The sequence below is a fragment of the Cryobacterium sinapicolor genome (genome assembly GCF_004403465.1).
In the GTDB taxonomy this organism is placed as follows: Bacteria; Actinomycetota; Actinomycetes; order Actinomycetales; family Microbacteriaceae; genus Cryobacterium; species Cryobacterium sinapicolor.
Window position 1 is genome coordinate 143,437 of the sequence record NZ_SOGQ01000009.1, and the last position, 23,228, is coordinate 166,664.

Genomic DNA, 23,228 nt, shown 5'->3' on the forward strand with positions numbered 1-23,228 from the left:
TTAATAATGGACCCCAAGCGGGGCCGGTTCAAATCCACGCCGGTGAGGGACGCGTTCTACAGCTCCCCGTCGAGTGCCAGGGTCAACAGGTAGATCAGGGCGCTGGCCTGCACGGAATCGGCGGACGAGATCTCTTCGACGGCACCGTCCAGGGCGCGGGCCGCGAGACCCTGCTTGCTGCCGATGAGTTCGGCGATGCGCGCGTCGATGGTGTGGGCGGCGATGATCCGCCAGGCGGTGACCGGCTCGTCCTGGCCGATGCGGTGGACCCGGTCGATGGCCTGCGTCTGCTCGGCGGCGGTCCAGCTGAGCTCGGCGAGCACGACGTTGGAGGCGGCCTGCAGGTTGACGCCGACTCCGGCGGCGGTCAGGGAACAGACCACGACGGCCACTGACGGGTCGTCGTTGAAGGAGTCGATCGCGGCCTGGCGGGCCAGGGCGCTCTGGTCGCCACGCAGGGACACCGTGCGCAGACCTCGCTTGGCGAAGATGTCCTCGGCGGCATCCATCACGTCGATGTGCTTGGCGAAGAAGACGACCTTGCCCACCGAGTGCGCCAGCTGCACGGCGTAATCCGCCGCGAGGGCCGCCTTGGCCTGGCCGATCTTGCGCACCATGGTGAAGACGTTCTCGCCGGTGGTCTGCCCCTTCGATTCCTCGAGTTCGGCGTGGGCGACCGCACGGATGAACGCGGCGCGCTGCTCGCCCTCGAGCGCGGGCGGCGTCTGGCCGGGATGGCGGGCGACGACGAGGGAATGGTACCGGGTGACCAGTCGGGCGGCGAGCTCCCGTTCGGCCTGGCGGATGGAGCGACCGAGGTCGTCGTCCAGCTCGACCGGGATGTCGGCGATGCGCTTGGCCGGCAAGTCGGCGGCGACGTCGACCTTGCGGCGGCGCACGATGCCGAGGTCGATCACGGCGGCACGCGCCTCGGCGTAGAAGCCGGGGTCGGCGGGGGTCAGGCCGATCGCCTCGAGCTTCTGCATGAGTCTGGGGGCCGGCTTGTCGCCGTCGAGCCAGCCGAGGAACTGCCAGATCGCGCGGAAGTCGTCGACGTCGTTGATCAGTGGGGTTCCGGTCAGGGCCATCAGCAGCGGGTTGCCGCCGGGCGTCCGGCGCCGGATCTGCTCGGCCAGGGCCAGCACGTGCTTGGAGCGCTGCGACTGCAGGTTCTTGATGAAGTGCGCCTCGTCGACGACCATGCCCTTGAAACCGAGAGTGCCCAGCCAGGCGCGGTGCCGGTCGAGCACGTCGTAGTTGACGATGACGACGTCTGCGAACGCGTCTAGTGTGTCGCCGTCGCCGTGGATGACGGTGGCCCGGCGGTTCGGCGTCCACAGCTCGACCTCGCGCACCCAGTTCATCTTGACGACGTTGGGCACGATGGCCAGGAGCGGGTAGGACCCGCTGACGGATGCCGCGAGCAGGCTCTGCGCCGTCTTCCCGAGCCCCGGCTCGTCGGCGAGCAGGTAGCTGCGGTGGCCGAGGCGCGCACTTTCGACGAAGCGGGCCTGGTGGCGCATCAGCTCCATGCCGCGAGGCGAGAGCCGGTCGACGCGGGGAGCCTCGGGCAGATCCATGCTGGCGGCCTGGCCGCCGGAGCCGTACTCGAAGGACTTGAACAGCGGGCCGATGAGTTCCCAGTTGGCCAGGCGACGGCCGGAGACGACCGGCGGGGCCGCTGCGGCGCTGAAGTCGGGGGCGAGGAACGGGTTGGCGAGCTGGCGGGCCTTGACCGACTGCGGGATGACCTGGTTCACCGGCACCTCGGGCTTGGCCTCGGGTTCCCGGGTGATGATCAGTTCGTCGGGCGTGAGTTCGGCACCGGACTCCAGCAGCCAGTCACGGCGGAAACGCTGCGCGACCGTGGACACGCCGGCATCCGGTTCGAGCAGGGTGATCAGGCTGGTGTCGCGGGCCGCGGTCTTCGCCAGGATCTGGGCGATGCCGTCGAGGCGCTTCAGCAGTTCGGCGCGGTTCGCGTCGGTGAGTTCCTTGTCGCCCTTGACCCGGGCGCGTTCCTCGCGCATGAGCAACGCGATCACCTGGTACTTGGTGCGGTTGGTCGGGCCGAGCTTGGCGCCGGTCTGCGCCTTCGCCTCCACCTCGCGCACCTTGCGGGCGAGGATGGGGATGATGGGGGCGTCATCGTCGCGGGAACGAGGTCGCGATCGTGCGCGGCCTCCGGCGGCAACTCGGTTGTTCGAACCGGCGGCCTGGTGGCGGGTGTAAGCCATTCTTCTCCAACTTCACAGCAGCACAGCAGTCAGGGGCCGTGCTCGACGTGGTGCGGTATCCGTGGACACCGGTGCGATCGATACGTCGAAGCCTGAATCGAGCAACGTGCCAACCATATTTGCGCCACCGGCATGTGGGATGCAGCGGCACGGTCAAGACGGTAATCGGGCTATTTCAACGCGGCTCTATTCTACGCCTGCTGGTCAATCCCGGTGCACCGGAACCTTGGTGACGACGCCGGCGAGAATGAAGACCAGCGCGGCGATGAATTGGGCGGACACCCAGCCCTGGCCGGACAGGTCGATGACCACGATCGGGTTCCAGAGCACCGCGATCGGCACCAGGCCGATCAACCACAGCCAGGCCTTCGCCTGGATGACGAAGACACAGAGGATCAGCGCGAGGATGCTGACCGCATAGCGGATGATGATGAAACTTCCGGAGTCCAGCAGCGCGAGCCCGCCGAGCAGGATGACCGCGCCGAGCAGGCCGGGTGCCAGCGCGGAACGCGTGAATGTGGGTTCGACCGGGGTGCCCATCAGACGCCTCCTCCTCCGCCGCCGCCTCCACCACCGCCGACCGAGCCACCTCCACCCGAACCGGAACTGGAGGAACTCGACGCGCTTCCCGACCAGGAGGCCGAGGTGGAGCTCGTGAATGAGCTCAACCCGGCGGCGAACCAGACCGGATTGAACGGAGCGGACCCAGCGTACCAGTCCGGCTGAGCGTCGCTCCGGGCGTAGTAGTCGCCGAGAACCTGCGACCAGTCCCTCTCCTGGCCGAACAGCACGGCGTACGGCAGCAGACGCTCGTAGAGCCTCAGCACCTGCCCCGGCTGCCCGGGGTCAGGCAAGCCGGGCCGACCGAGAACGGATGCCGGGTCCGGCCGGTAGGGCGACCGCAGCGCTCCGACGGGGCTCTGCAGCACCCGCAGCCGGTCGGCCTCGGCGATCTCGATGTACAGCTTCACACCGGCGAGGAAGTCGCGCAGCTCGGCGCCGGCCGCGGTGAAGGGCCGCACGCTCGCGACGGCGGTGAGGGTCGTGACCGAGGCGGCGATCCCCAGCACCAGAACCAGGACCGGCCAGCCCGCGCCGACCTCGGTGATGAACGCCCCCAGGCAGCCAACCAGGGTCAGGATGCCGGTGAACACGGCGCCGGCGATCAGCCACCGACGCGGCCGGCCTCCCTTCTCCACCCGCAGCCCGTCGGCCAGCACCTGCTTCAGGACCGCCTGAAGCTGCTTGGTCAGCCCGGTGCCCAGCGTGGTGTCCTTCGTCGTGAGGTCGCGGCTCGTGCCCGCCTGCAGACCCGGAAACAGCAGCCGCAGCACGGCCTGCTCACTGGTGTCGAGGTCTCGGGTGTGCCGCAGCTCGAGCATGTAGTGCTTCTTGCCCTCACCCTCCAGCACCCGCACGTTGCCGCGCACCGCGAAGCTGAGGAACTGGGCGGTCATGGCCTGGGCGCTGGTGCGGGTCACATTGCCGGCCACGAGCAGGTTTACGCCCTTCGGCGGAAGATACTCGGCGATGATGGTCGGCCGGCCCGGCGCGTTTCGCCACCGGGTGACCCGGGCGACGATCGCGAGACCCGCGACGATCAGTCCGAACAGCGCCGCGGCGAGGCCGATGCCCGGGAGCGGGTTCGCCGTGAACGACTGGTCGCGGGGAACGAAGGTGCCGGGCTCGAACCCGACCGCCAGGGTCAGCCCCTCGGCCGGTCCGAGCGCCCCGGCGGTGACGTCGATCGCGACGGCCTCGCCCACGGCATCCGTCGTCGGCCCGGCATCCGTCGTCGGCCCGGCATCCGTCGACAGCGAGGCGCAGGGTTCCGACGAGTCAGGGGTGCCCTGGTAGCAGGCGGCCTCCCCGGTGAGCCGGGGTGCGACGTCCGGGTCGACCGTGAGGGTGGCGGACACGTCGCCGAACGGCTGAGCCCAGCCGGTGCCGTTGACCTCCCGGTAGAACTCCTGGATCGGGGCGTCCTCCGGCTCGAGCGTGACGTCGACCTGCTCGTAGGTGATGACATAGGTCTGCACGCCGTGCGCGTAGTCATCGGCGGCGATCGTCACCTCCAGGAACTCGTCTCCGCCATCCTCACTGGTCGTTGTGGTGTCGACGCCGCGCTTTCGACCGTTCTCGTCGGTCACGCTGACCAGTTCCAGGTCGGTGGGATGCCCGTTGTAGTGGGTGGGGATCGCGCGCAGGATGCCGCGGTTCTGGTCGGACTCCGGGAACCGGGCGACGATCGTCTCGGTGGTGGTCAGGCGCGAGTGCCCGTCGTCGGTGAGGCCCAGCTCGAAATCGGAGTGCCAGGAGTCGAAGTCGAAGTCCTCCACGCCCGCCGACACGGCGCCCGAAGCGTGCACCGGGCCGGCGACCGCGAGCCCCGGAGCGGACGCGCCGAGGAGGCCGAGGCCGCCGAGTATGGCTGTGAACAGGACAATCAGCGCACGACGCATGCCTTCACTCTACTCAGCGGCCCGCCGGGGCGGCCTGCTACCGGAAAGTGTTCAGACGCAGACTGTTCAGCACCACGAACAGGCTGGAGAACGCCATCGCGGCTCCGGCGATCATCGGGTTGAGCAGGCCGAACGCGGCCAGGGGAAGCGCCGCCAAATTGTAGGCGAAGGCCCAGAACAGGTTGCCCTTGATCACGCGCAGGGTGCGGCGGGACAGCCGGATGGCGTCGGGCACGGTGCCGAGGTGGTCGCGAACGACGGTGACGTCGCTGGCCTCGATGGCCACGTCGGTGCCGGTGGCCAGGGCGATGCCCAGGTCGGCCTGGGCGAGTGCGGCGGCGTCGTTCACGCCGTCGCCGACCATGGCGACGACCCGACCCTCGGACTGCAGGCGCCGGATCGTGGCGACCTTGTCTTCGGGGAGCATGCCGGAGAAGACCTCGTCGATGCCGACGGCCGCGGCCACCTCCCCGGCGGTGCGGGCGTTGTCGCCGGTGAGCAGGATCGGGGTCAGCCCGAGCGAGACGAGCTCGGCGAGCGCGGCCGGGGCCTCGGATCGCACGGTGTCGGCGATGTCGAGCACGGCTCGCGCCTCGTCGTCCCAGCCGACCACGACGGCGGTGCCGGTGGAGGACTCGATGGCCTGGGTCAGTCGCGCCTCGAGCGGCCCGGGGAAGAGCGAGGGCCGGCCGACGAGGACCGCGTGGCCCTCGACCGTGCCGGAGACGCCGAGGCCGGCGGTGGCCCGAAATCCGGTCACCTCGGGCAGCGGCGCGGCGGCTCCCCCGGTTCCCGCGTTCGCGGCGACGATGGCCCGGGCGATGGGATGCTCGGAGGCGCTCTCCAGTGCCGCCGCGTAGCGCAGCGCAGTGCCGGCGTCGCCGGTGGCCGTGGTCTGGCGCAGGGACATCCGCCCGGTGGTGAGGGTGCCGGTCTTGTCGAGCAGGATGGTGTCGACCTTCCGGGTCTGTTCGAGAGCCTCCGGGCCCTTGATCAGGATGCCGAGTTGGGCGCCCCGGCCGGTTCCCACCAGCAGCGCGACGGGGGTGGCCAGGCCGAGAGCACAGGGGCAGGCGATGATCAGCACGGCCACCATGGCGGTGAAGCCGGCTTCCACGGGGCTGCCGGTGGCGATCCAGACCACGAAGGTGGCCAGTGCCAGCAGGATGACCGCGGGCACGAAGACACCGGCGACCCGGTCGGCGAGGCGCTGGATGTCTGACTTGCCGAGCTGGGCATCCTCGACGAGCTTCGCCATCTGGGCCAGGCGCGTTCCGGCGCCGACCTGGGTGGCGCGCACCAGGAGGCGGCCGCCCTGGGCGACCGTGGCGCCGACGACCTCGTCGCCCGGGCCGACCTCGATCGGTACGGACTCCCCGGTGATCATGCTGAGGTCGACGGCGGCCTGGCCATCGACCACGACGCCGTCGGTCGCGATCTTCTCGCCCGGACGCACCACGAACAGGTCGCCGACGGAGAGAGCGTCGATCGGGATGCTCTGCTCGGTGCGGGTGGCGGCCATCAGGTTGCCGGGGTTGCTCGGGCTCTCCCGCACGACCGTGACGTCTTTCGCGCCGAGGTCGAGCAGGGCGTGCAGGGCCGAGCCGGCCCGCTTCTTCGACCGTTCCTCGAGGTAGCGCCCGAGTAGCAGGAAGGTGATCACGCCGGCGGCGACCTCGAGGTAGATGTTGCCGGAGGCGTCGCCGCGACTGATCGTGAACTCGAAGGAGTGCCGCATGCCGGTCATGCCGGCCATGCCGAAGAAGAGCGCGTAGAGCGACCAGCCGAAGGAGGCCAGTGTACCCACGGTGATCAGGGTGTCCATGGTGACGGCGCCGTGGCGGAGGTTGGTGACGGTGGCGCGGTGGAACGGGTACCCGCCCCAGACCACGACCGGGGCGGCGAGCACGAGCGACAGCCATTGCCAGTAGTCGAACTGCAGGGCCGGCACCATTGCGAGCACGATGACGGGCACCGAGAGCGAGGCGCTGACCAGGAGGCGGGTGCGCAGCGGGGTCGACGGGCCCTTCGTCTCGGCCGGCGCCGTTCGACGGACGGATGCCGGTTCGACTACGGCCGCCTGGTAGCCGGCCTTGCCGACCTCGGCGATCAGCTCGGCGGGGGTGACCCCCTCGGGGTACGTCACCCGGGCTCGCTCCGTGGCGAGGTTGACCTGGGCGGTGACGCCGTCCACGCCGTTGAGACGTCCTTCCACGCGGCCGACGCAGCTCGCGCAGGTCATGCCCTCGATGGAGAGGTCGACGGTGTTCGACACGGTAGTCCTTTCGCTCGGGACAGGCGGCCCGAAACAGCTTCCCTGTAGAGAACAGAATACCCCTTGGGGGTATTCCGATTCACGGTACTGTGATCCCATGATCGAAGACATCAAACGGCGTGCCCTGCACCGTGCCCGCATTCTGGAGGGCCAGATGCGCGGCCTGGAGAAGATGATTGAGAACGAGGACTACTGCATCGACATCCTCACCCAGTCCCTGTCGATCCAGAAGTCGCTCGGCTCTCTCAACAAGCTCCTGGTCGACAACCACCTGCAGACCCACGTGACCGAGATGTTCGAGGCCGGCGGCGAGGCGAGGGAGACTGCCATCACGGAGCTGCTCAAGGTCTTCGAGCTGAACAACAACCGAGGCTGACGCCGACGGCACCGGCCGCGTTGACATCACCGGTGGAATCACATAGCGTCTCTGAATGCTCCGAACCGTGGCATCGATCGTTCCCCCCGAGACGAATTGGTTATCCCCTTGACTTCAGACACTGCTTCCCCCGTGCACAACCCCGGCCACGCCGATCACCACGACATCACGGATCTGGTCGGCGAATACCGCCAGCGCCAGCTCAATCTCTTCCGTGAGCGCCAGCCGGAACTCGAGCCCCACGAGCAGGTCACGGCGCACCTCCCCACCCACTAGCACCGCCGCCGTCGGGTCCGCGCCGCGCCGGATCTGCTGGATCGTCAGATCTGCTGGATCGGGATCGCGCTGCTCGACGGCGGGCGCTGGAACAGGATCTCGAGTGCGGGTTTGAGTTCGCTCACCCAGACCGCGTAGGCCGCGTCGTTCAGGTGCAATCGGTCATCCGAGTACGCCACGTCGATTTCGCCGTCGGGCCGGGCCAGCCGTGTCCACAGGTCCAGGTACTGGGCGTGCAGGGTCGGCGCGAACTGGCGCAGGTGGCGGTTGATCGAGCGCACGGTGTCGGCGAGTTCGCTTTCGCGCGGCGGCACCGACACGACCAGGATGCGCACGGCCGGCAGGCGCTTGCGCAGCATGCAGAGCACCGTTTCCATGTTGCGCACGACGTACTCGTCCGACCGGTGCCAGCCCAGGTCGTTCGTGCCGACCGCCACCACGACCGCGTCCGGCTGCCGGTCGACGACCTGGTCGAGTTCGGCGACGACCTCATCCGTGGTGTGCCCGTTGGCCCCGAGATTGCGCACGTCGTACTCAGGGAGCCAGTCCGACCAGTTGCCGTCCGCGGTGAAGCCGTCACCGATGAACAAAACGGATGACGACATCACTTCTCCCTCGCAACCCCCTCCATCATGCCTCGCCCGTGTAAGGCCGGCTAGGTCAGCGAGGTCGGGTCACGGCTCAGGCGGCGCGGTCGGCGACCGGAGGGCCCGCTGCTGAAGCAGTCGCGGCGCCCGCGGTCGTCACGGACGCCTCCACGGCGGCCTCCCCGACGGCGGCCGCCGTGATCCGGTTGGCCATGCCGTTGAAGATGACGCCGTGGAAGGGCAAGATCGCGAACCAGTACAGCCGACCGCCCAGGCCCCGCGGGAAGAAGACGGCCCGCTGACGGTAGACCGAACCGCCGCCCTCCGCCGGATCCGCCGTCATCTCGAGCCAGGCCCGGCCGGGAACGCGCATTTCGGCGCGGAGGCGCAGGAAGCGGCCGGTGTCGATGCGCTCGACCCGCCAGAAGTCCAGCACGTCGCCCGTGTGCAGGTGGTCGGGGTTGCGCCGGCCACGGCGCAGCCCGACCCCGCCGACCAGCTTGTCCATCCAGCCGCGGATGGCCCACGCCAGCGGGAACGAATACCAGCCGTTGTCGCCGCCGATGCTCTCGATCACGCGCCACAGGTCATCCGGCTTCGCGGCGGTGTGCTTCTCCTTGAGGTCGGTATAGACGAGGTGCCCGGCCCATTCGGGGTCGCTGGGCAGCGGGTTGCTCGACGCGCCCGCGATCGACGCGTTCCGCCAGCTGGTCTCGACGTCGCCGTCGCGCATGCGGCCGAGTGCCAGGCGCACGGCGGTGCGGTAGCCGGTGAGACCCTCTTTCGGCTGGGGAATGTACCCGTCGATGTCGCGCTCGTGCACCACGCAGTCGTTCTGCAGGCTGGCGATGATCGGCACGGCCAGACTGCGCGGGATGGGCGTGACCAGGTTGACCCACTGCGACGCGAGCCAGGGCGTGAACACGGGCAGGGACGCGATCGGTCGCTGGCGGAGGCCCGCTTCGAGGGCGTACCCGTTCATCATCTGGCCGTAGCGCAGCACGTCGGGACCGCCGATGTCGAAGGTGCGGTTGATGTCGGCGGGAAGCTCCGCCGAGGAGACGAGGTAGTAGAGCACGTCGCGCACGGCGATCGGCTGGATCTTGTTGCGCACCCATTGCGGCGCCGGCATATACGGCAGCACGTCGGTCAGGTGCCGGATCATCTCGAATGAGGTGGAGCCGGAGCCGATGACAACCCCGGCCTGCAGGGCGGCCGTCGGCACGCCGGACGCCAGCAGGATGCGGCCGACCTCGGCCCGGGAGCGCAGGTGCTGGGACAGCTTCTCGGTGGCGGGGTGCAGCCCGCCCAGGTAGACGATGCGGGAGACCCCGGCCTCGGCGGCCGCCGTGGCCACGTTCTTCGCCGCGAGGCGTTCCGTGCTCTCGAAGTCGCCGCGAGTACCCATCGAGTGCACCAGGTAGTAGAGCACGTCGACCCCGGCGACGGCCGCCCGAACGCTGGCCAGATCCCCGAGATCACCCTCGGCGACCTCCACCTGATCGACCCACGGGACATCCTTCAGCTTCTGAGGCGTACGCACGAGTACGCGCACGTCGTAGCCGGCTTCCAGTAGCAGGGGAACGAGCCGGCCACCGATATACCCGGTGGCGCCGGTCACAAGCACACGTCGTTGCGTCGTCATAGCGAAAGCCTAGGGGTGGATGCTGGACTGACGCCGAGGATCAGGCAAACGGCCGCACGCGACGACGCCGCCCCGGCTGGGGACCTGGGCTGTGGACCGGGGCTGGGGACCGGGCCTGGGGACCGGGGCTGTGGATGACTTGCGCGGGCCCGCGCCGGGTGCGACATCATCGCCGGATGACACTTCGACTTGACCCTCGGTATCCGGTCGTCTGGCGCTCGCCCGACATCATCCAGGTCGGCGTCGACCGACCGCTCGCCGTGATCACCGCGCGAAGCCCGGGGCTCGAGCGGGTGCTCGCGGCCCTGTCCGTGGGGGTGCCCCGCTCGGGCGCGCTGATGATCGGGCGGGAGGGCGGGGCCTCCGACGAGGCCGTCCTGGCACTGCTCCGCGCCCTGCGGCCGGCCCTGCTGGTCACCGCGGAGACCGTTCCCGGACCCGCCCGGTTGCCCGAACCGGTGGTGGCGGCGCCGCCGCCCGGGATCTGTGTCGACGGGAACGGGCTCACGGCGGACCTGATCCGCGCCCTGATCGGCACCCTGGGTCTGACCCTGGCCGCGGCCGGGCACCCCGGCACCGGGCTGGCCGTGGTCGTGGGGCACTACGCGCTGGAACCGGAGCGGCATGGGCGCTGGCTGCGCCGGGACATCCCGCACCTGCCCGTGGTGTTCAGCGACAGCGAGGTTCGGATCGGACCGCTGGTCGAGCCGGGGGTCGGCCCCTGCCTGTACTGCCTGGAACTGGCGCACCTCGAATCCGACCCGTCGTGGGCGGCCGTCGCCTGCCAGCTGCTGAGCCGCCGGGCGCCCACGGAGACCCCGCGGGCCGGCATCGACGTGGCCGCCCTCGTCGCCGGGATCAGCCACGACCGGCTCGTCCTCGGGCGATCCACCCTGACGGAGACCGCGCTCGTCCTCGACACGGCGTCCGGCGCGCTGAAACGGCGCGGCTACCGGCCGCATGAGCGGTGCGGCTGCCGCATCGTACCTGGGAACGTGACCGCGCTGCGCGAGGCCGGGCGCCCCTCCGACCCGGTGTGACCGTGGTCCGCGCCGCTCAGGCTCAGGCTCGTGGTCAGGCGAGCCGGATCTCGTGGTCAGCCTGCCCGCGCGTGCGCTCGATCAGCCGCGCATTGGCCTCATCGGGACCGAGCGCCCAGGCTCGGGCTTGCGCCGCGGTCTTGCCGAAGCGCTCGTGCCGGGCCACCAGCCGGCCGAGACGGATGCCCCGCTCCAGCCCCACGAACAGGGTCAGGTCGAGCAGCGGCCGGGCCGCGGCCCAGCCACCCTCGTCATGCAGCAGGTAGTTGCCCTCCACCACCACGAGGCTCCGTTCCCGGCCGATCGCCACGGCACCAGGGGTCGGTTCCTCCACCTCCCGGTCGAAACCGGGCGCCACCACGGTGCCCCGGGCCGACCGGAGCAGCCGCAGCAGCGCCAGGAACCCGTCGACGTCGAACGTGTCGGGCGCTCCCATCCGGTCGCGACGGCCGAGTTCGACCAGGCGGGCCTGCGGCAGGTGGTAGCCGTCCATCGAGACCAGCTGCGCGCGCGGCAGTGCGACGGCGGCGGCGCCGGCAGGACGGGCACCGGCGTTCAGCCGGGCGACGAGCGCCTCCCCCACGGTCGACTTTCCCGACCCCGGGGCGCCGGCCAAGCCGACGAGGGTGCGCGGGCCGGCATCCGTCGCCCGCCCGCGTCGGGTTTCGGCAGCCCGGACGGCCAGAGCGACCTCGTCGAGGGTGCGGAGCAGTGCCATCGGAGGCGCTCAGCCGGCCGGGCGGTCGAGTCGGAGGCCCGGCGCGGAGTCGAAGACGAATTCGGCCCAGAGGCGGTAACCGAGGGCGCTCGGGTGGAACTCGTCGCTGGCGAAGAAGCCGTCGACGTAGGGCGGCGGGGTGGGGATCGCGACGACCCCGTCGAGACCCTCGACGGCCAGGCGGGCGCCGGTGTCGAGGCTTGCGGCGTGCCGGGCGAGGGTGGCGCGGAGGGGTTCGGGCAGCAGCGCGAACCGGTCGAAACGCGGCATCAGCGACACGAGCACGGCCGCCTGCGGCGCCGCGGCCCGGAGGGCGAGCACGATCCGGCGCACGTCGTTCGTGAAGGCGTTCCGAGAGCGCAGCCCCAGGGCGTCGTTCGCGCCGATGGTCAGCAGGGCCAGGTCGAAGGGCACGGCGGCGGCATCCGTCAGGAAGCGCGCGCGCACGTCTCGGGCCGTGGCGCCGTTCTCGCCGATCGCCCGCCAGGTGCTGCCCCGGCCCCAACGTTCGGACACCTCGTGGGCGATCCAGCCCGGCAGTGCCTCGGCCTGGGTCTCGGCGCCCACACCGGCCGCGGTCGAGTCGCCAAGCACGAGGATGCGCAGCGGGTCGGGGCCGGGCCGGGACCCGGTCCACGGGAGGGCGGCGTCGGGCAGCCGGGGCGTTTCGCGGCGCAGCCGGCGCGCCTGCGTCACCAGCAGCGGCGCGTAGGGAACCGCGGCCAGGCGCGTGAACGGGAAAGTGGGCACGCCCCGAGGCTACCCCGCGCCTTGGGTCAGGCGCGGCGGGCGCCGGGCGCACGCACGCCGCGGGCGCCGATCTCGGCCAGGAACCGGGAGCGCTCCCGGGGGCTGCGCTGCTGATGGCCCGCGGCCGACCAGCTGAGGGACAGTCGTTTACGGGCGCGGGTGATGCCCACATAGAGCAGCCGGCGTTCCTCGTCGATCTGCTCGAAGGTTCCCGCGTAGCTGATCGGCACCAGCCCCTCGGATAGCCCGATCAGGAAGACGGCGTCCCATTCGAGTCCCTTCGCGGAGTGCAGCGTCGCCAGGGTGACCGCGGACACCGTCGGCTCGTGCTGGCCGGCCTGGCGCTCCATCAGCTCGTCGGTGAACTGGCGGAACGTGGTCTCCGGGGCCGCCTGGTCGACCAGACCCATGATCGCGTTCAGCGACTCCCACCGGTCGCGCACCGCGCCCTGGGCCTCCGGCGCGCTCTGGCTCCAGCCGAGGGAGCGCAGCACATCGCTGACCGACTTGAACAGGGGTTCGCCGATGATCGACACGGATGCCGCGCGCAGCTGCATCACCGCCTGCTTGACCTCGGCCAGGTCGAAGAACCGCTTCGACCCCCGGATCTGGTAGCTGACCCCCACATCCCCGAGGGCGGTTTCGAGCATGGCGGCCTGCACGTTCACCCGGAACAGCACGGCGATGTCCTCCGGGCGGGTGCCGGCCTCGATCAGCTCGACGATGTGCTGGGCGACGCCGCGGGCCTCCGCCATGTCGCTCGGGTACTCGCGCACCCCCGGTTCGTCCCCGGTCTCGCTGGCATGGGCGCGCAGGGTGAGGGCGCCGGCGCGCCCGCGCATGAGCTGGTTGGCGGTGGCGACGATCGAACCCGTCGACCGGTAGTTCTGCTCGAGGCGCACGACGGTGGCATCCTCCCAGCGCTTGGGGAAGTCGAGCAGGTAGTCGCTGCGGGCGCCCGCGAAGGAGTAGATGGTCTGGCTGGCGTCGCCGACGACGCAGAGATCGCGCCGCTCCCCCAGCCAGAGCGAGAGCAGGTCATGCTGCAGCGGGGAGACGTCCTGGTACTCATCCACCACGAAGAAGCGGTATTGCTCGCGCACCTGCAGGGCGACGGATGGCTCGGCCTCGATCATCCCGGCCATCGCCAGCAGCACATCCTCGAAGTCGATCTGCTTGCGGTCGTCTTTAAGACGCTCGTAGCTCTCCATCATGGCCAGCACCTGGTCCACGTCGAGCCGGCCGGGCAGGCTGCGCCGGGCGATGCCGGCCCCGTAGGCCTCGATGCCGATTCCGGAGGTCTTGCGCCATTCGATCTCGGCGGCCAGGTCGCGGAGGGTGGCCGTGTCCAGCTTGAGTTTGAGGGTCTCGGCGGCGTGCCCGAGCAGGCGGCCCTTGCCGTCTAGGATGCGGGGCGCCTGGCCGCCGACGACGTGCGGCCAGAAGTAGTTCAGCTGGGACAGGGCCGCCGAGTGGAACGTGCGGGCGGCGACGCCGCCGGCGCCGAGCTGCCGCAGCCGGCCGCGCAGCTCCGCGGCGGCGCGTGCCGTGAAGGTGAGGGCCATCACCCGGGTCGGCGAGTAGGCCCCGGTCATCACGCCGTAGGCGATGCGGTGGGTGATGGCCCGGGTCTTACCGGTCCCGGCGCCGGCGAGCATGCACACCGGACCCACGAGCGCTTCGGCCGCCACCCGCTGCTGGTCGTCGAGGCCGGCCAGCAGGGACCCGGCGGTCAGCGCCATCCGTGCGCCTCGTCGGGACCGAAGTCGAGGGGTTCACCGAGCCAGTGCTCGATGATCGCCCGGGCGATCGAGGAGCGGCCGGGGAGGATGATGGCGTCTCCGGAGGCCCGCAGCTCGTCCCGGCTGAACCAGCGCAGGTCGAGGATCTCCTCCCCGTCGGGGAGCAGTGCCGCCGGAGCCTGCCCGTCGGCGAGCCGGGCCGTGAAGCCGAACATGATCGAGGCCGGGAACGGCCAGGGCTGGGAGCCGAGGTAGACCGGGTCGGTCACGCGGAGGCCGGACTCCTCGAACATCTCCCGGATGACGGCCGCCTCGAGCGATTCGCCCGGTTCGACGAAGCCGGCCAGGAGCGAGTAGCGGTTGCCCTCCCAGAGGGCGTTCGAGCCGAGCAGGATGCGGTCGTCGGCATCGGTGATCAGCACGATCACGGCCGGGTCGGTGCGCGGAAACACCTGGCCGCCGCAGTCGGGGCAGCGTCTGGTCCAGCCGGCGTTCTCGACCAGGGTCGCCGTGCCGCAGCGCGGGCAGTGGGCGTGCGAGGCGTGCCAGTTCACGACGCCGACCGTCTCGGTGAACAGTCCCGCGTCGCGGTCGGACAGGGTGGTCGCCACCTGGCGGAGCGGAGCCCAGAGGGACTCGTCGGGTTCGAGCGCCATCGCCTCCTGATCGGTCAGCACGGCCGCGACCAGCGGGGTGCCCACGGGCTCGGCCACCTGCTCGGCGAGGGAACGGCCGAGGTAGAGCCGGAACTCGCCGGCGGGGACCCGGTCGGGCGCCAGCAGGCGCAGTCGGACAGGGCCCGTGGCTGCCATCAGAGCGGAGCCTCGCCGGAGTGCGAGCACGCGCGTTCCGGCATCCGCCTGCAGCGTGTCGAGCAGGCCAGGGGTGGAGCGCGCCTCACCGTCGCGGTCGGTCGCGTGTCGGGAAAGCGGCAGCCGGGATGTGAACGCAAACGACATGGTGCTCCTCGGTCTCGGACAGACTGCCGAAGTTGTGTCGAGGCGTGGCGAACAACCGCGCCGAGGGGAAGTCGACCTAACCTAGAAGGTATGGTCAGATCCCCTCTCACTCTAGCCGCGCTGGCCACTGCCGCCGTTCCCGATCTCGACGTCGTCCAGGTACGCCTGCACGGCTCCGTCGCGCGTTCCCATGGAGCCAACGGCGCGTTCGATTCCGCGCTGCTGATCGACCGCGACGACCGTGCCCTCATCATCCGGGTTCCCGCCTCGCAGGCCGCCGAGACCGAGCAGTCCGCCGACCTGGTGGCGCTGCGGGCGCTCACTGTCGGCAACCGCAGCCGCCTCCCCTTCGACGTGCCGCAGTTCGTGGGCCAGGCGCCGCTCAGCGGCACCCGGGCCGTCGTCTACGAGTTCCTGGAGGGCGATTCGTTCGGCGCGGATGCCCTCACCGGCCACGCGGGCGTGTCCGGTTCGATCGGGCGGGCCATCGCCGCGGTGCACTCCCTGCCGACCGCCTTCGTCGGCACCGCCGGACTGCCGCAGCAGAGCGCCCAGGAATGCCGCACCGGCACCATCGCCCTGATCGACCGGGCGGCCGCCACGGGCTACCTGCCCGCCGCGATCCTGCGCCGCTGGGAACAGGCCACCGACGACGACGGGCTCTGGCAGTTCGCGCCCTGCGTGGTGCACGGGTCGCTGTCGGCCGACTCCTTCCTGATCGCCGACGACTCCGTCTCCGGGGTTCTCGGCTGGTCCGCCCTGAGCGTGGGTGACCCGGCCCGCGACCTGCACTGGCTGCTCGCCTCCCGCGGGGCGGCCGGCGAAACCGCCGTCGCGTCGTATGCGTCGGCCCGCCAGGGCAACGACCCGAGGATCACGCAGCGGGCGATGCTCTATGCGGAGCTGGAACTGGCCCGCTGGCTGCTGCACGGCACGGACACCCGCAACCAGGGCATCGTCGACGACGCCGTGGCCATGCTCGACGGACTGGTGGACAACGTGCACCAGTCCACGTCGCATCCATTGTCACCGCCCACCGGCCCTGTCCTCGACGTCGCCGGGGTGGAGAGCATGCTCAAGTCCACGCCGCGCGGCATCCCCCGCCGCGACCTGGGCGGGGCCATGCACACCGACGCCTACAACCTCTCGGAGTTCGGCAGCGACTTCGAGGACGACGACGCGACCGGCTCGGGCTCGTCCTCGTCATCGTCATCGCCCGACGATGCCGCCACCGGTGCGATCGAGATCGTGGGTGACTCCGCCGTCAGCCGAACGGATGACCAGGCCCGCACCAGGTCCTCCTCGGAGTAGAGCCGGTCGGGCGCGACGAGCGTGTCGTCCGCCACGAAGTAGAACACCGCGTCGACGGTCTCCGGGTCGATGCCCTTCCAGCGTGCGTAGGCGAGCCGGTAGAGGGCCAGCTGGGTCTGCTTGAGTTCGAGGTCCGCCGCGCTCGACGGTGCCCGGCCGGTCTTCCAATCGACCACCTGGTACCCCGTCTCGGTGCGATAGACCGCGTCGAGCTTGCAGACGAAGACCTGCCCGGCCAGCACGTGGTGGATCTCGATCTCGACCTCTTCGGGCTGCCGCGCCGCCCACGGCGACTGCTCGAAGGTGCGCTGAAGCCGTTCGAGCTGCGCCTGCTCCAGCGGCTGGTTCTGATCGAGGTCGAGGTCGAACGCATCGGGGTCCTGGTCGCCGAGGTCCAGTTCGTTCTCGCCCGCGTCGATCAGGTCACCGCCCGACGCTCCGCCGGCGCGCTGCTCTACCCAGGAGTGGAACAGGGTGCCCAGCCGGGTGGCCCGGTAGGGCCGTTCGGGCATGGGCCGGCGGAGAGCGTCGGCCACCCCCACCGGGTCGTCGATGTAGTCCTTGAACCGGGACGCCGGGATGCGCGTGGGCAGCGGGGTGGTACCCGCGCCGGCGAGGCGCAGCATCCGTTCCTCGAGCAGCAGGGTGACCGCGTCGGACCACCGGGTGACGCGTTCGGTCTCGGCCTCGCCGCGCACCCGGGCGGCCGCCCCCTCGACGAGGGGCCGGCGGGTGCCGAGTGGGTCGAAGGGCCAGTGCTCCTCGGCGCCCGCGCCGGCGGCGGGCTTCTCGTCGTGCGCGCTGCTTTCCGGCAGTGCGTCGATCAGGCCGGCCTCGGCGAGCTCCTCGAGGTAGCGGCTGGGCGTGCGCACGGTGCTGCCGCCGCCCCAGTACGAGCCGGTGAGCAGCAACTCCCGCTGCGCCCGGGTCGTGGCCACATAGATCAGGCGCCGCTCCTCGTCGTCGTGGCGCGCGGCGAGCTGCTCCTTGTAGGCCTGGAATTCGGTGTCGAACGACAGCTGGGTCTCGTGCTCCTGCCAGGCCAGCTCGGGCAGTTCGGCCCGGTCGCCGCGGAACGGGTAGGGCAGCTCGCCGAACTTCAGCCAGCCGGCCCCCTCCCGGGTCTGTGCCGGCAGGCTCTTCTCGGTCAGGTTGGGGATGGCCACGTAGTCCCATTCGAGCCCCTTGGCCCCGTGGATGGTGAGCAGCTGCACGGTGCCGCTCTCGCCCGGCTCGACCCGCGGGCCCATGTCGTCGAAGGCTGCGGCCCGGCTCAGCCAGCGCAGGAAGCCGGCCAGGCTGCCGACCTCGTCGCTGGCGAGGAACGCGGAGACGGTGTCGTGGAACGCGTAGAGGTTGGCCAGACCCAGGCTGTTGGCTTCGTTGGCGACGAGTTCGACGTCGAGTAGGAGCTCCTGCTCGATCAGCCGCACGAAGTCGAGCAGCGGCAGGCCGGCCCGCGCACGCAGCCAGGCCAGCTGGCGGCCGGCGGCCCGCACCCGGGCCCGGCCGGCGTCGCTGAAGCCGGTGAGCTGCCCGTGGGTCTCGGGGGCGGCAGCCACGAAGTCGAGGGCGTCCACGAGCGAGGCACCCTCGTCGACGGCGACGGATGCCCGCATCTTCTCCTTGAGTTCCTGCGTCACCGCCTGCTGGGCCCAGTCGTGTGCCGCCAGCCAGCGCGCCACGGCCGCGAGGTGCTGCAGGTCGCGGGGGCCGACCCGGTAGCGGCCGCTGGCGAGCAGGCGCACCAGTTCGCTGCCGGCGGCGGGATCATGCACGACCCGCAGCACGCAGACCACGTCGGTGACCTCCGGGGTGGACAGCAGCCCGCCGAGACCGAGCACGTGGGCGCGCACACCGCGTTCCCGCAGCGTCTCGGCGAAGAACTCCATCTCGCGCCGGGCCCGGAACAGCATCGCGCCGGTCTTCTCACTGCCCGGGGTGAGGCGTTCGGCGAACCAGTCCGCCACCACCCGGGCCTCGTCGGCGATGGTCTCCTGCATCGACGCCTCGACCCGGCCGTTCGCCTTTCCGGCCGGAACCGTGAGGGTGTCGACCTGGATGCCGTCTGGCCGGGCCCGGAGCGCGACGCTCAGCGGAGACACCAGCGTGTTTGCGGTGTCGAGCACCGTGACCGGGTTACGCCAGGTGACGGAGAGGCTCATCGACGGCGACTCGCGGTTGGAGAGGCCGGCGAAGCTCTGCGAGAAGCCCAGCAGGTTCGCTGAACTGGCCCCGCGCCAGCCGTAGATGGACTGGTGCGGGTCGCCGACGGCCATCACCGGATGCCGGCTGAAGAGCGTGTGCAGCAGCTCGGTCTGCAGCACGGAGGTGTCCTGGTACTCGTCGAGCAGCACCACCCGGTACTGGTCGCGGTAGCGCGTGACGACCTGTTCCACCTTCTGGCAGACCTGCAGGGCGAGGGCCACCTGGTCGGAGAACTCGATCAGCCCGAGCCGGCGCTTCTCCAGGGCGTAGCGCTCGGCGAGCTCCCACAGAACGGGCAACGGCTCCACGGCCGCGAGTGACTCGGCGACCGAGGCGTACGGGATCTTCTTGCGCGGGTTGCCGTAGGGCAGGTCCCGCAGGTAGCCGAAGCCCGCGGCGAGGCCGGCCAGGTCGTGGGGCGCGGCCGGATCGCCGGGGACGAAACGCGGGGGGTTCTCGGCGAGGGAGCGGCTGAAGGCAAGCACGGCATCCGTCACCGCGTCGAGCTTCTTGCCGAAGGGCACGAGCCGGTTGTCGCCGTGCTCGATCACCACCCGCCGCGCCAGCAGCCAGGCGCTGGTCTCGCTGAGCAGCACCGACTCGGGTTCGCGCCCGAGGAGCAGCGCGTTGTCGGTGAACAGGCGGCTGGCGAACGAGTTGTAGGTCGACACGGTGGGCGCGTCGAACAGGTCGGCGGAATCGATCGTGACCGCGCCCGCCGCGGGCTCCGGCGGTTTCGGCAGCAGCCCCTCCGCGTCGAGCTGGTCGATGCGGTCACGGATGCGCTCGGACAGTTCGCCGGCTGCCTTGCGGGTGAAGGTGAGGCCGAGGATCTGATCGGGCCGGGCGTGCCCGTTCGCGAGCAGCCAGAGCACCCGGTTGGCCATGGTCTCGGTCTTGCCGCTGCCGGCGCCGGCCACCACCAGGGTGGGTGCCAGCGGCGCCTCGATCACGGCCTGCTGTTCAGGCGTCGGCGGGAACATGCCCAGCGCCGCCGCGATCTGGAGGGCCGAGATCGGGAGCAGGGCGACGGACTGGTTCATGAGCTGACCTGCTTGATGACGTGGATTCGGCAAGACCCGTGCGAGCGCGGGTCGAGGCAGTGGGAACTGATTTCGGCGAGGAAGGTGGCGCCGCCCATGCCGGCGGCGTCCCGGCCGACCCGGGTGCGGAAGGCCGCGAGCTCCTCCGGGGTGAAGGTGGGCTGGGTGGGATTACGGTAGTTCTGCTTGACGGTGCCGCTGGACACGATCAGGAGGCGTGCTCCGGCGAGCGGCATCTCGGCGGGGATGCCCTCGATCGCCCCCTCGTTGAATGCGAGCTGGTAGGCACCGAGCTGAGGATGTTCGGCCACCCCGGCGTCGCTGATCGGGTCGCCGCGACCCGTCTTCAGGTCGACGATGACCGCCCGCCCGTCGCCGAGCCGTTCGACCCGGTCGACCGTGCCGGAGAGCACGGCGCCGTCGACGTCGAGCTGGAAGGTTCCCTCCGCGCTGAGCAGGCTGCCGCCGCCGCGGTCGAAGTCGAGCAGGTAGGACGCGAGCCGGTCGGTCAGCGTGCGCGCCTCGACCTTCTGCACGCGGGACTGCCAGTCGGCGTCGAATTGCAGTTCGCCCCAGCGCGCCTCCACCCCGGCCCAGAGCGCGTCGGGGGTGCGGTCGGTGGAGTCCTCCATCACCTTGTGGATGATCGTGCCGAGGTTCGCGGCGGTGTTGGAGGTGCCGCCGCCGACCTGCCCGATCACCCAGTGCAGCGGGCAGGTCTCGAAGGCGGCCATCCGCGACGGTGAGACGCGCACCGGGGCATCGCCGGCCTCCGGGTCGTTGAGCGGGCGCACGGAGCTGGGTTCGTTCAGGCCGTACCACTGCTCGGGGGCGGCGCCGGCCACGTTCTCCCGGGCCAGCCGGGCCAGGGTCGCGGCGGCATCCGTGGCCCGGCTCACGGCCTCGTCGCCCTGGGCCGCGGTCCCCCGGGTCAGGTCGCGGCGGAGCCGGCCCACCAGTCCGCGCAGGGAGAGCGGGTAGCGGCTGATGTCACCGGGCTCCCCCGCCGTTCGCGGCGCGGGCTTCGGCAATAGCCTCAGGAAGACCGAGGGCTGGTTCTCCTCATTGTCGATGGCCGTCACCAGCAGTTCGGTGCGGGCGCGACTGGCCGCCTGGGCGAACATGCGCAGCTCATCGTGCAGCACGGCCGTGCGGGCACCGGCCTCCTCCGGGCGGCGGCCGGCGGCGAGCGCGGCCAGGTCGTCGGCTCCGAGCAGGGAACCACGGATGCGCAGGTCGGGCCAGACGTTCTCCTGCACCCCGGCGATCACGACGACGGCGAATTCGCGGCCGATCAGGCCGCTCGGGGTGGACACCACGACCGCGTCGCCGAGCGCGCGCGGGGCGAGGGTGTCCTCGGGCACGTCGGTGTCGACGAGGTGCTCGAGGAACAGGACCGGCGGGGCGGCCGGGGTGCGCTCCACATAGCGCTGCGCGGCGGAGAAGAGGGCCACCACGGCGTCGAGGTTGTGGTTGGCCTCATCGGCGACGATGCCCGTGCCTGCGGACTGTTCCTTCCACTCACGGGCGAGGCCGCTGCGCTGCCAGAGACCCCAGAGCAGTTCCTCGATCGTTGCGCCGGCCGCGTATTCCACGGCGGCGGCCCGGAGGCTTTCGCCGCAGCCGGCGGCGCGGCGGGCCGTGCGGTTGTCGATGGCGGACAGCAGGCCCGGGTTGGTGAGTGCCTCCACCAGGAGTTCGTCGGCGGAGCGGTTGCGGTCGGCGTTCAGCTCCTGCAGGCGCAGCGCCGCACGCAGGCGCCGCAGGGTGATCGGGTCGAGGCCGCCGAGCGGGCCGCGGAGCAGCAGGGTCGCCTCCTCTGGCCCGAGCGGCTTGCGGCCCAGAGTCACCTCGAGCGCGAGGATGAAGGCCCGCACGGCGAAGTCGTCGCGCAGCGCGGTCTGCGCGCTCGACACCTGGGTGGGCACCTCGAGCGCGGCGAGGCCCTTGGACAGGGAGGGCACGAGCGAGCCGCTGCGTACGACGACGGCCATCTCCCCCCACGGGATGCCGCCGAGCACGTGCCGTTCCCGCAGTCGGCGGGCGATCACGGCCAGCTGGTCGGCGGGGCTGTCCGCGAGCATGGCCTGCACGGGGTTCGGCTCCTGCAGAGGCTCGGCGGGCGCCACCGGTCGGGCAGGCTCGGCGACCGGAACGCTGGCGGCGAACCGCTGGGTGCCGGCGGACGCGGCCCCGATGCGGTGAGTGATCCCCCGCACCACCCCGCGGATAGCCGCGTCGTGCCGGTACACCGTGTCGAGCACGAGGGTCGGCAGCACGGTGCCGGAGAGGTACGTGCCCAGCCGGCCGAGGGCATCCGGGTGGGCGCCGTGGAACGAGCCGGTGCTGATGTCGGGGTCGCCGAACGCGATGACTCCCACGCCGCGTGCCGCGAACTGCGCGAGCAGGGTCAGGTTGGCCTGGGTGAGTTCCTGCGCGTCGTCGAGCACGATCAGGCGCAGGCCGCCGAGGGAGCCGAGCGCCGCGGAACCGGCCGGCGCCCCGGCCACGACGGCCGCGGCGAACTGGGCCAGTTCGGTGGAGTCGTACTGGCCGGGCCGGGACTGGTCCTTCACGTCTTCGTAGCCGCGGATGAACTCGGCCGCGGCCACCCATTCCGGGCGCTGCTCGCTGCGGCCGAGGTCGAGGAGCGCTTGCGGGGTCACGCCGTATTCGACCGCGCGCATCATCAGGTCGCGCAGCTGGGTGCGGAACCCGCGCAGGCTGCGCACGTCGGCGCCGAGGGTGTCGGGCCAGTCCGGTGCGGTGCGCTGAAGCGGAGCCTGCGCCTCGCCCTGCGCGGCCTCGGCCTGGTCCTGCCGGTGCCCCTCGAGCAGCTCGGCGATGATCTGGTCCTGTTCGCCGCCGGTGAGCAGGGTGGGTGCCGGGCCACCCGCCCGGGCCACGGCATCCCGCACGATCTGGAACGCGACCGAATTCGCGGTGCGGGCCAGCGGCCCGTTGGTGGGCACGCCGAGCCGCAGTGCGAGCCGGTCACGGAGGGCCGTCGCGCCCGTACGGGTCGGCACGAGCACCAGAACCTCGCTGGGCGAATACCCCTGGCCGAGGACGCACTCGGCGACGAGTTCCACCAGCGTGGTGGTCTTGCCGGTGCCGGGGGCGCCGATCACGGCGCCGCTGACTCCCGCCGCGGGGTGGCGGGTCCCGACGGTCAGGGGCGGCTCTGCGACCAGCGCCAGAACGGCGCGCTGCGAGTCGTCGAGGACCACCGAATCGGGGTCGGTACGGAGCGGGATTCCCAGGGTTGTCACGTTTTCAAAGCTACCGGGTTGCGCCGACAGTGAACGGTGTCGGGCCGGTGCACGGTTCTGTCGTAATCTGGGCGCTTAGGCAACGAAAGGCGCATCTGGTGGATATCCGCATTGGCATCTTCAATTCTCCCCGTGAGATTGGCTTCGAGACTTCACAGCCCGCTAACGAGGTCGAGGAGACGGTTGCTGCCGCCCTCGCCGGGCAGAGCGGGTACCTGAAGCTCTCCGACAGCAAGGGCAAGGTCTACATCGTTCCGACCGTCGGGCTCGCGTACGTGGAGCTGGGCTCCGAGGAGTCCCGCCGCGTCGGCTTCGTCGCCTAAGCAA

The 23,228-nt window shown here is 71.0% G+C and carries 16 protein-coding genes and 1 pseudogene; 5 read left to right on the plus strand and 12 right to left on the minus strand.

All coding sequences use genetic code 11. From position 1 onward, the window contains the following. Nucleotides 1-56: 56 nt before the first annotated feature. The 4 genes from E3T28_RS01235 to E3T28_RS01250 all read right to left on the minus strand — a co-directional run bounded on the left by E3T28_RS01235 (nt 57) and on the right by E3T28_RS01250 (nt 6,974). A complete protein-coding gene (locus tag E3T28_RS01235) occupies nt 57-2,237 on the minus strand; it encodes a DEAD/DEAH box helicase (RefSeq protein ID WP_134427097.1) in 2,181 nt (726 codons plus the stop codon). Between the two features lie 204 nt (nt 2,238-2,441). After that, complete coding sequence (locus E3T28_RS01240; protein ID WP_134427099.1) at nt 2,442-2,777, minus strand: DUF6804 family protein; 336 nt, start codon at nt 2,775-2,777, stop codon at nt 2,442-2,444. After that, on the minus strand, nt 2,777-4,699 hold the full coding sequence (locus tag E3T28_RS01245) for a DUF2207 family protein (protein WP_134427101.1): 1,923 nt from the start codon (nt 4,697-4,699) through the stop codon (nt 2,777-2,779). The genes E3T28_RS01240 and E3T28_RS01245 overlap by 1 nt, the downstream gene beginning before the upstream one ends. 37 nt (nt 4,700-4,736) lie before the next feature. After that, the gene (locus E3T28_RS01250; protein WP_277613351.1) at nt 4,737-6,974 is read right to left on the minus strand and encodes a heavy metal translocating P-type ATPase; all 2,238 of its coding nucleotides are present in this window, start codon (nt 6,972-6,974) and stop codon (nt 4,737-4,739) included. A 97-nt stretch (nt 6,975-7,071) separates the two neighbouring features. On the opposite strand from E3T28_RS01250, the gene E3T28_RS01255 reads away from it, so the two are divergent. Together E3T28_RS01255 and E3T28_RS16705 are read left to right on the plus strand one after the other, a co-directional pair. Then, nucleotides 7,072-7,350 carry a metal-sensitive transcriptional regulator gene (locus E3T28_RS01255; protein ID WP_134427105.1) on the plus strand — a complete coding sequence of 93 codons (279 nt, stop codon included), beginning with the start codon at nt 7,072-7,074 and terminating at the stop codon, nt 7,348-7,350. A gap of 108 nt (nt 7,351-7,458) precedes the next feature. Continuing rightward, nucleotides 7,459-7,626, plus strand: a complete 168-nt coding sequence (locus tag E3T28_RS16705; RefSeq protein ID WP_166786887.1) for a hypothetical protein — start codon at nt 7,459-7,461, stop codon at nt 7,624-7,626. A 44-nt stretch (nt 7,627-7,670) separates the two neighbouring features. On the opposite strand, the gene E3T28_RS01260 is transcribed toward E3T28_RS16705, so the two are convergent. Both E3T28_RS01260 and E3T28_RS01265 read right to left on the minus strand, forming a co-directional pair. Then, nucleotides 7,671-8,231 (minus strand): GDSL-type esterase/lipase family protein, encoded by a 561-nt coding sequence (locus tag E3T28_RS01260; protein WP_134427107.1) that lies wholly within the window; start codon nt 8,229-8,231, stop codon nt 7,671-7,673. Nucleotides 8,232-8,307: 76 nt separating this feature from the next. Next, nucleotides 8,308-9,858: an SDR family oxidoreductase gene (locus tag E3T28_RS01265; RefSeq protein ID WP_134427109.1), complete on the minus strand. Its 1,551-nt coding sequence runs from the start codon at nt 9,856-9,858 to the stop codon at nt 8,308-8,310. Between the two features lie 176 nt (nt 9,859-10,034). Here E3T28_RS01265 and E3T28_RS01270 point away from each other — a divergent pair, with 176 nt between their 5' ends. Beyond that, nucleotides 10,035-10,898, plus strand: coding sequence for a hypothetical protein (locus E3T28_RS01270; protein WP_134427111.1), 864 nt, complete (start codon nt 10,035-10,037; stop codon nt 10,896-10,898). A gap of 34 nt (nt 10,899-10,932) precedes the next feature. On the opposite strand, the gene E3T28_RS01275 is transcribed toward E3T28_RS01270, so the two are convergent. From E3T28_RS01275 to nudC, 4 genes are read right to left on the minus strand one after another with little or no spacing between them, the layout of a single operon-like run. Then, the gene (locus tag E3T28_RS01275) at nt 10,933-11,616 is read right to left on the minus strand and encodes a nucleoside/nucleotide kinase family protein (RefSeq protein ID WP_134427113.1); all 684 of its coding nucleotides are present in this window, start codon (nt 11,614-11,616) and stop codon (nt 10,933-10,935) included. A 9-nt stretch (nt 11,617-11,625) separates the two neighbouring features. Then, nucleotides 11,626-12,366: an SGNH/GDSL hydrolase family protein gene (locus E3T28_RS01280; RefSeq protein WP_134427115.1), complete on the minus strand. Its 741-nt coding sequence runs from the start codon at nt 12,364-12,366 to the stop codon at nt 11,626-11,628. 26 nt (nt 12,367-12,392) lie between these two features. Continuing rightward, nucleotides 12,393-14,108, minus strand: coding sequence for an ATP-dependent helicase (locus E3T28_RS01290; protein ID WP_134427116.1), 1,716 nt, complete (start codon nt 14,106-14,108; stop codon nt 12,393-12,395). Further along, nucleotides 14,099-15,067 carry an NAD(+) diphosphatase gene (nudC, locus tag E3T28_RS01295; protein ID WP_134427118.1) on the minus strand — a complete coding sequence of 323 codons (969 nt, stop codon included), beginning with the start codon at nt 15,065-15,067 and terminating at the stop codon, nt 14,099-14,101. Before nudC ends, E3T28_RS01290 begins: the two co-directional genes overlap by 10 nt. Before the next feature lie 90 nt (nt 15,068-15,157). Between nudC and E3T28_RS17685 the strand changes: the two are divergent. Continuing rightward, nucleotides 15,158-15,919, plus strand: a pseudogene (locus E3T28_RS17685) (phosphotransferase); the annotation flags it as partial. Between the two features lie 284 nt (nt 15,920-16,203). Here E3T28_RS17685 and E3T28_RS01305 read toward each other — a convergent pair. Both E3T28_RS01305 and E3T28_RS01310 read right to left on the minus strand, forming a co-directional pair. Continuing rightward, the gene (locus E3T28_RS01305) at nt 16,204-19,629 is read right to left on the minus strand and encodes an ATP-dependent helicase (RefSeq protein ID WP_134427122.1); all 3,426 of its coding nucleotides are present in this window, start codon (nt 19,627-19,629) and stop codon (nt 16,204-16,206) included. Continuing rightward, a complete protein-coding gene (locus tag E3T28_RS01310) occupies nt 19,626-22,901 on the minus strand; it encodes an ATP-dependent helicase (RefSeq protein ID WP_134427124.1) in 3,276 nt (1,091 codons plus the stop codon). The genes E3T28_RS01305 and E3T28_RS01310 overlap by 4 nt, the downstream gene beginning before the upstream one ends. A 98-nt stretch (nt 22,902-22,999) precedes the next feature. Here E3T28_RS01310 and E3T28_RS01315 point away from each other — a divergent pair, with 98 nt between their 5' ends. Further along, nucleotides 23,000-23,224, plus strand: coding sequence for a DUF3107 domain-containing protein (locus E3T28_RS01315; RefSeq protein ID WP_134427126.1), 225 nt, complete (start codon nt 23,000-23,002; stop codon nt 23,222-23,224). The last annotated feature ends 4 nt before the right edge of the window (nt 23,225-23,228 follow it).

Coding starts and splice junctions, on each gene's coding strand:
- E3T28_RS01235 (WP_134427097.1), bottom strand. CDS start 2,237: ATGGCTTACACCCGCCACCAGGCCGCCGGTTCGAACAACCGAGTTGCC.
- E3T28_RS01240 (WP_134427099.1), bottom strand. CDS start 2,777: ATGGGCACCCCGGTCGAACCCACATTCACGCGTTCCGCGCTGGCACCC.
- E3T28_RS01245 (WP_134427101.1), bottom strand. CDS start 4,699: ATGCGTCGTGCGCTGATTGTCCTGTTCACAGCCATACTCGGCGGCCTC.
- E3T28_RS01255 (WP_134427105.1), top strand. CDS start 7,072: ATGATCGAAGACATCAAACGGCGTGCCCTGCACCGTGCCCGCATTCTG.
- E3T28_RS01260 (WP_134427107.1), bottom strand. CDS start 8,231: ATGTCGTCATCCGTTTTGTTCATCGGTGACGGCTTCACCGCGGACGGC.
- E3T28_RS01265 (WP_134427109.1), bottom strand. CDS start 9,858: ATGACGACGCAACGACGTGTGCTTGTGACCGGCGCCACCGGGTATATC.
- E3T28_RS01270 (WP_134427111.1), top strand. CDS start 10,035: ATGACACTTCGACTTGACCCTCGGTATCCGGTCGTCTGGCGCTCGCCC.
- E3T28_RS01275 (WP_134427113.1), bottom strand. CDS start 11,616: ATGGCACTGCTCCGCACCCTCGACGAGGTCGCTCTGGCCGTCCGGGCT.
- E3T28_RS01290 (WP_134427116.1), bottom strand. CDS start 14,108: ATGGCGCTGACCGCCGGGTCCCTGCTGGCCGGCCTCGACGACCAGCAG.
- nudC (WP_134427118.1), bottom strand. CDS start 15,067: ATGTCGTTTGCGTTCACATCCCGGCTGCCGCTTTCCCGACACGCGACC.
- E3T28_RS01305 (WP_134427122.1), bottom strand. CDS start 19,629: ATGAACCAGTCCGTCGCCCTGCTCCCGATCTCGGCCCTCCAGATCGCG.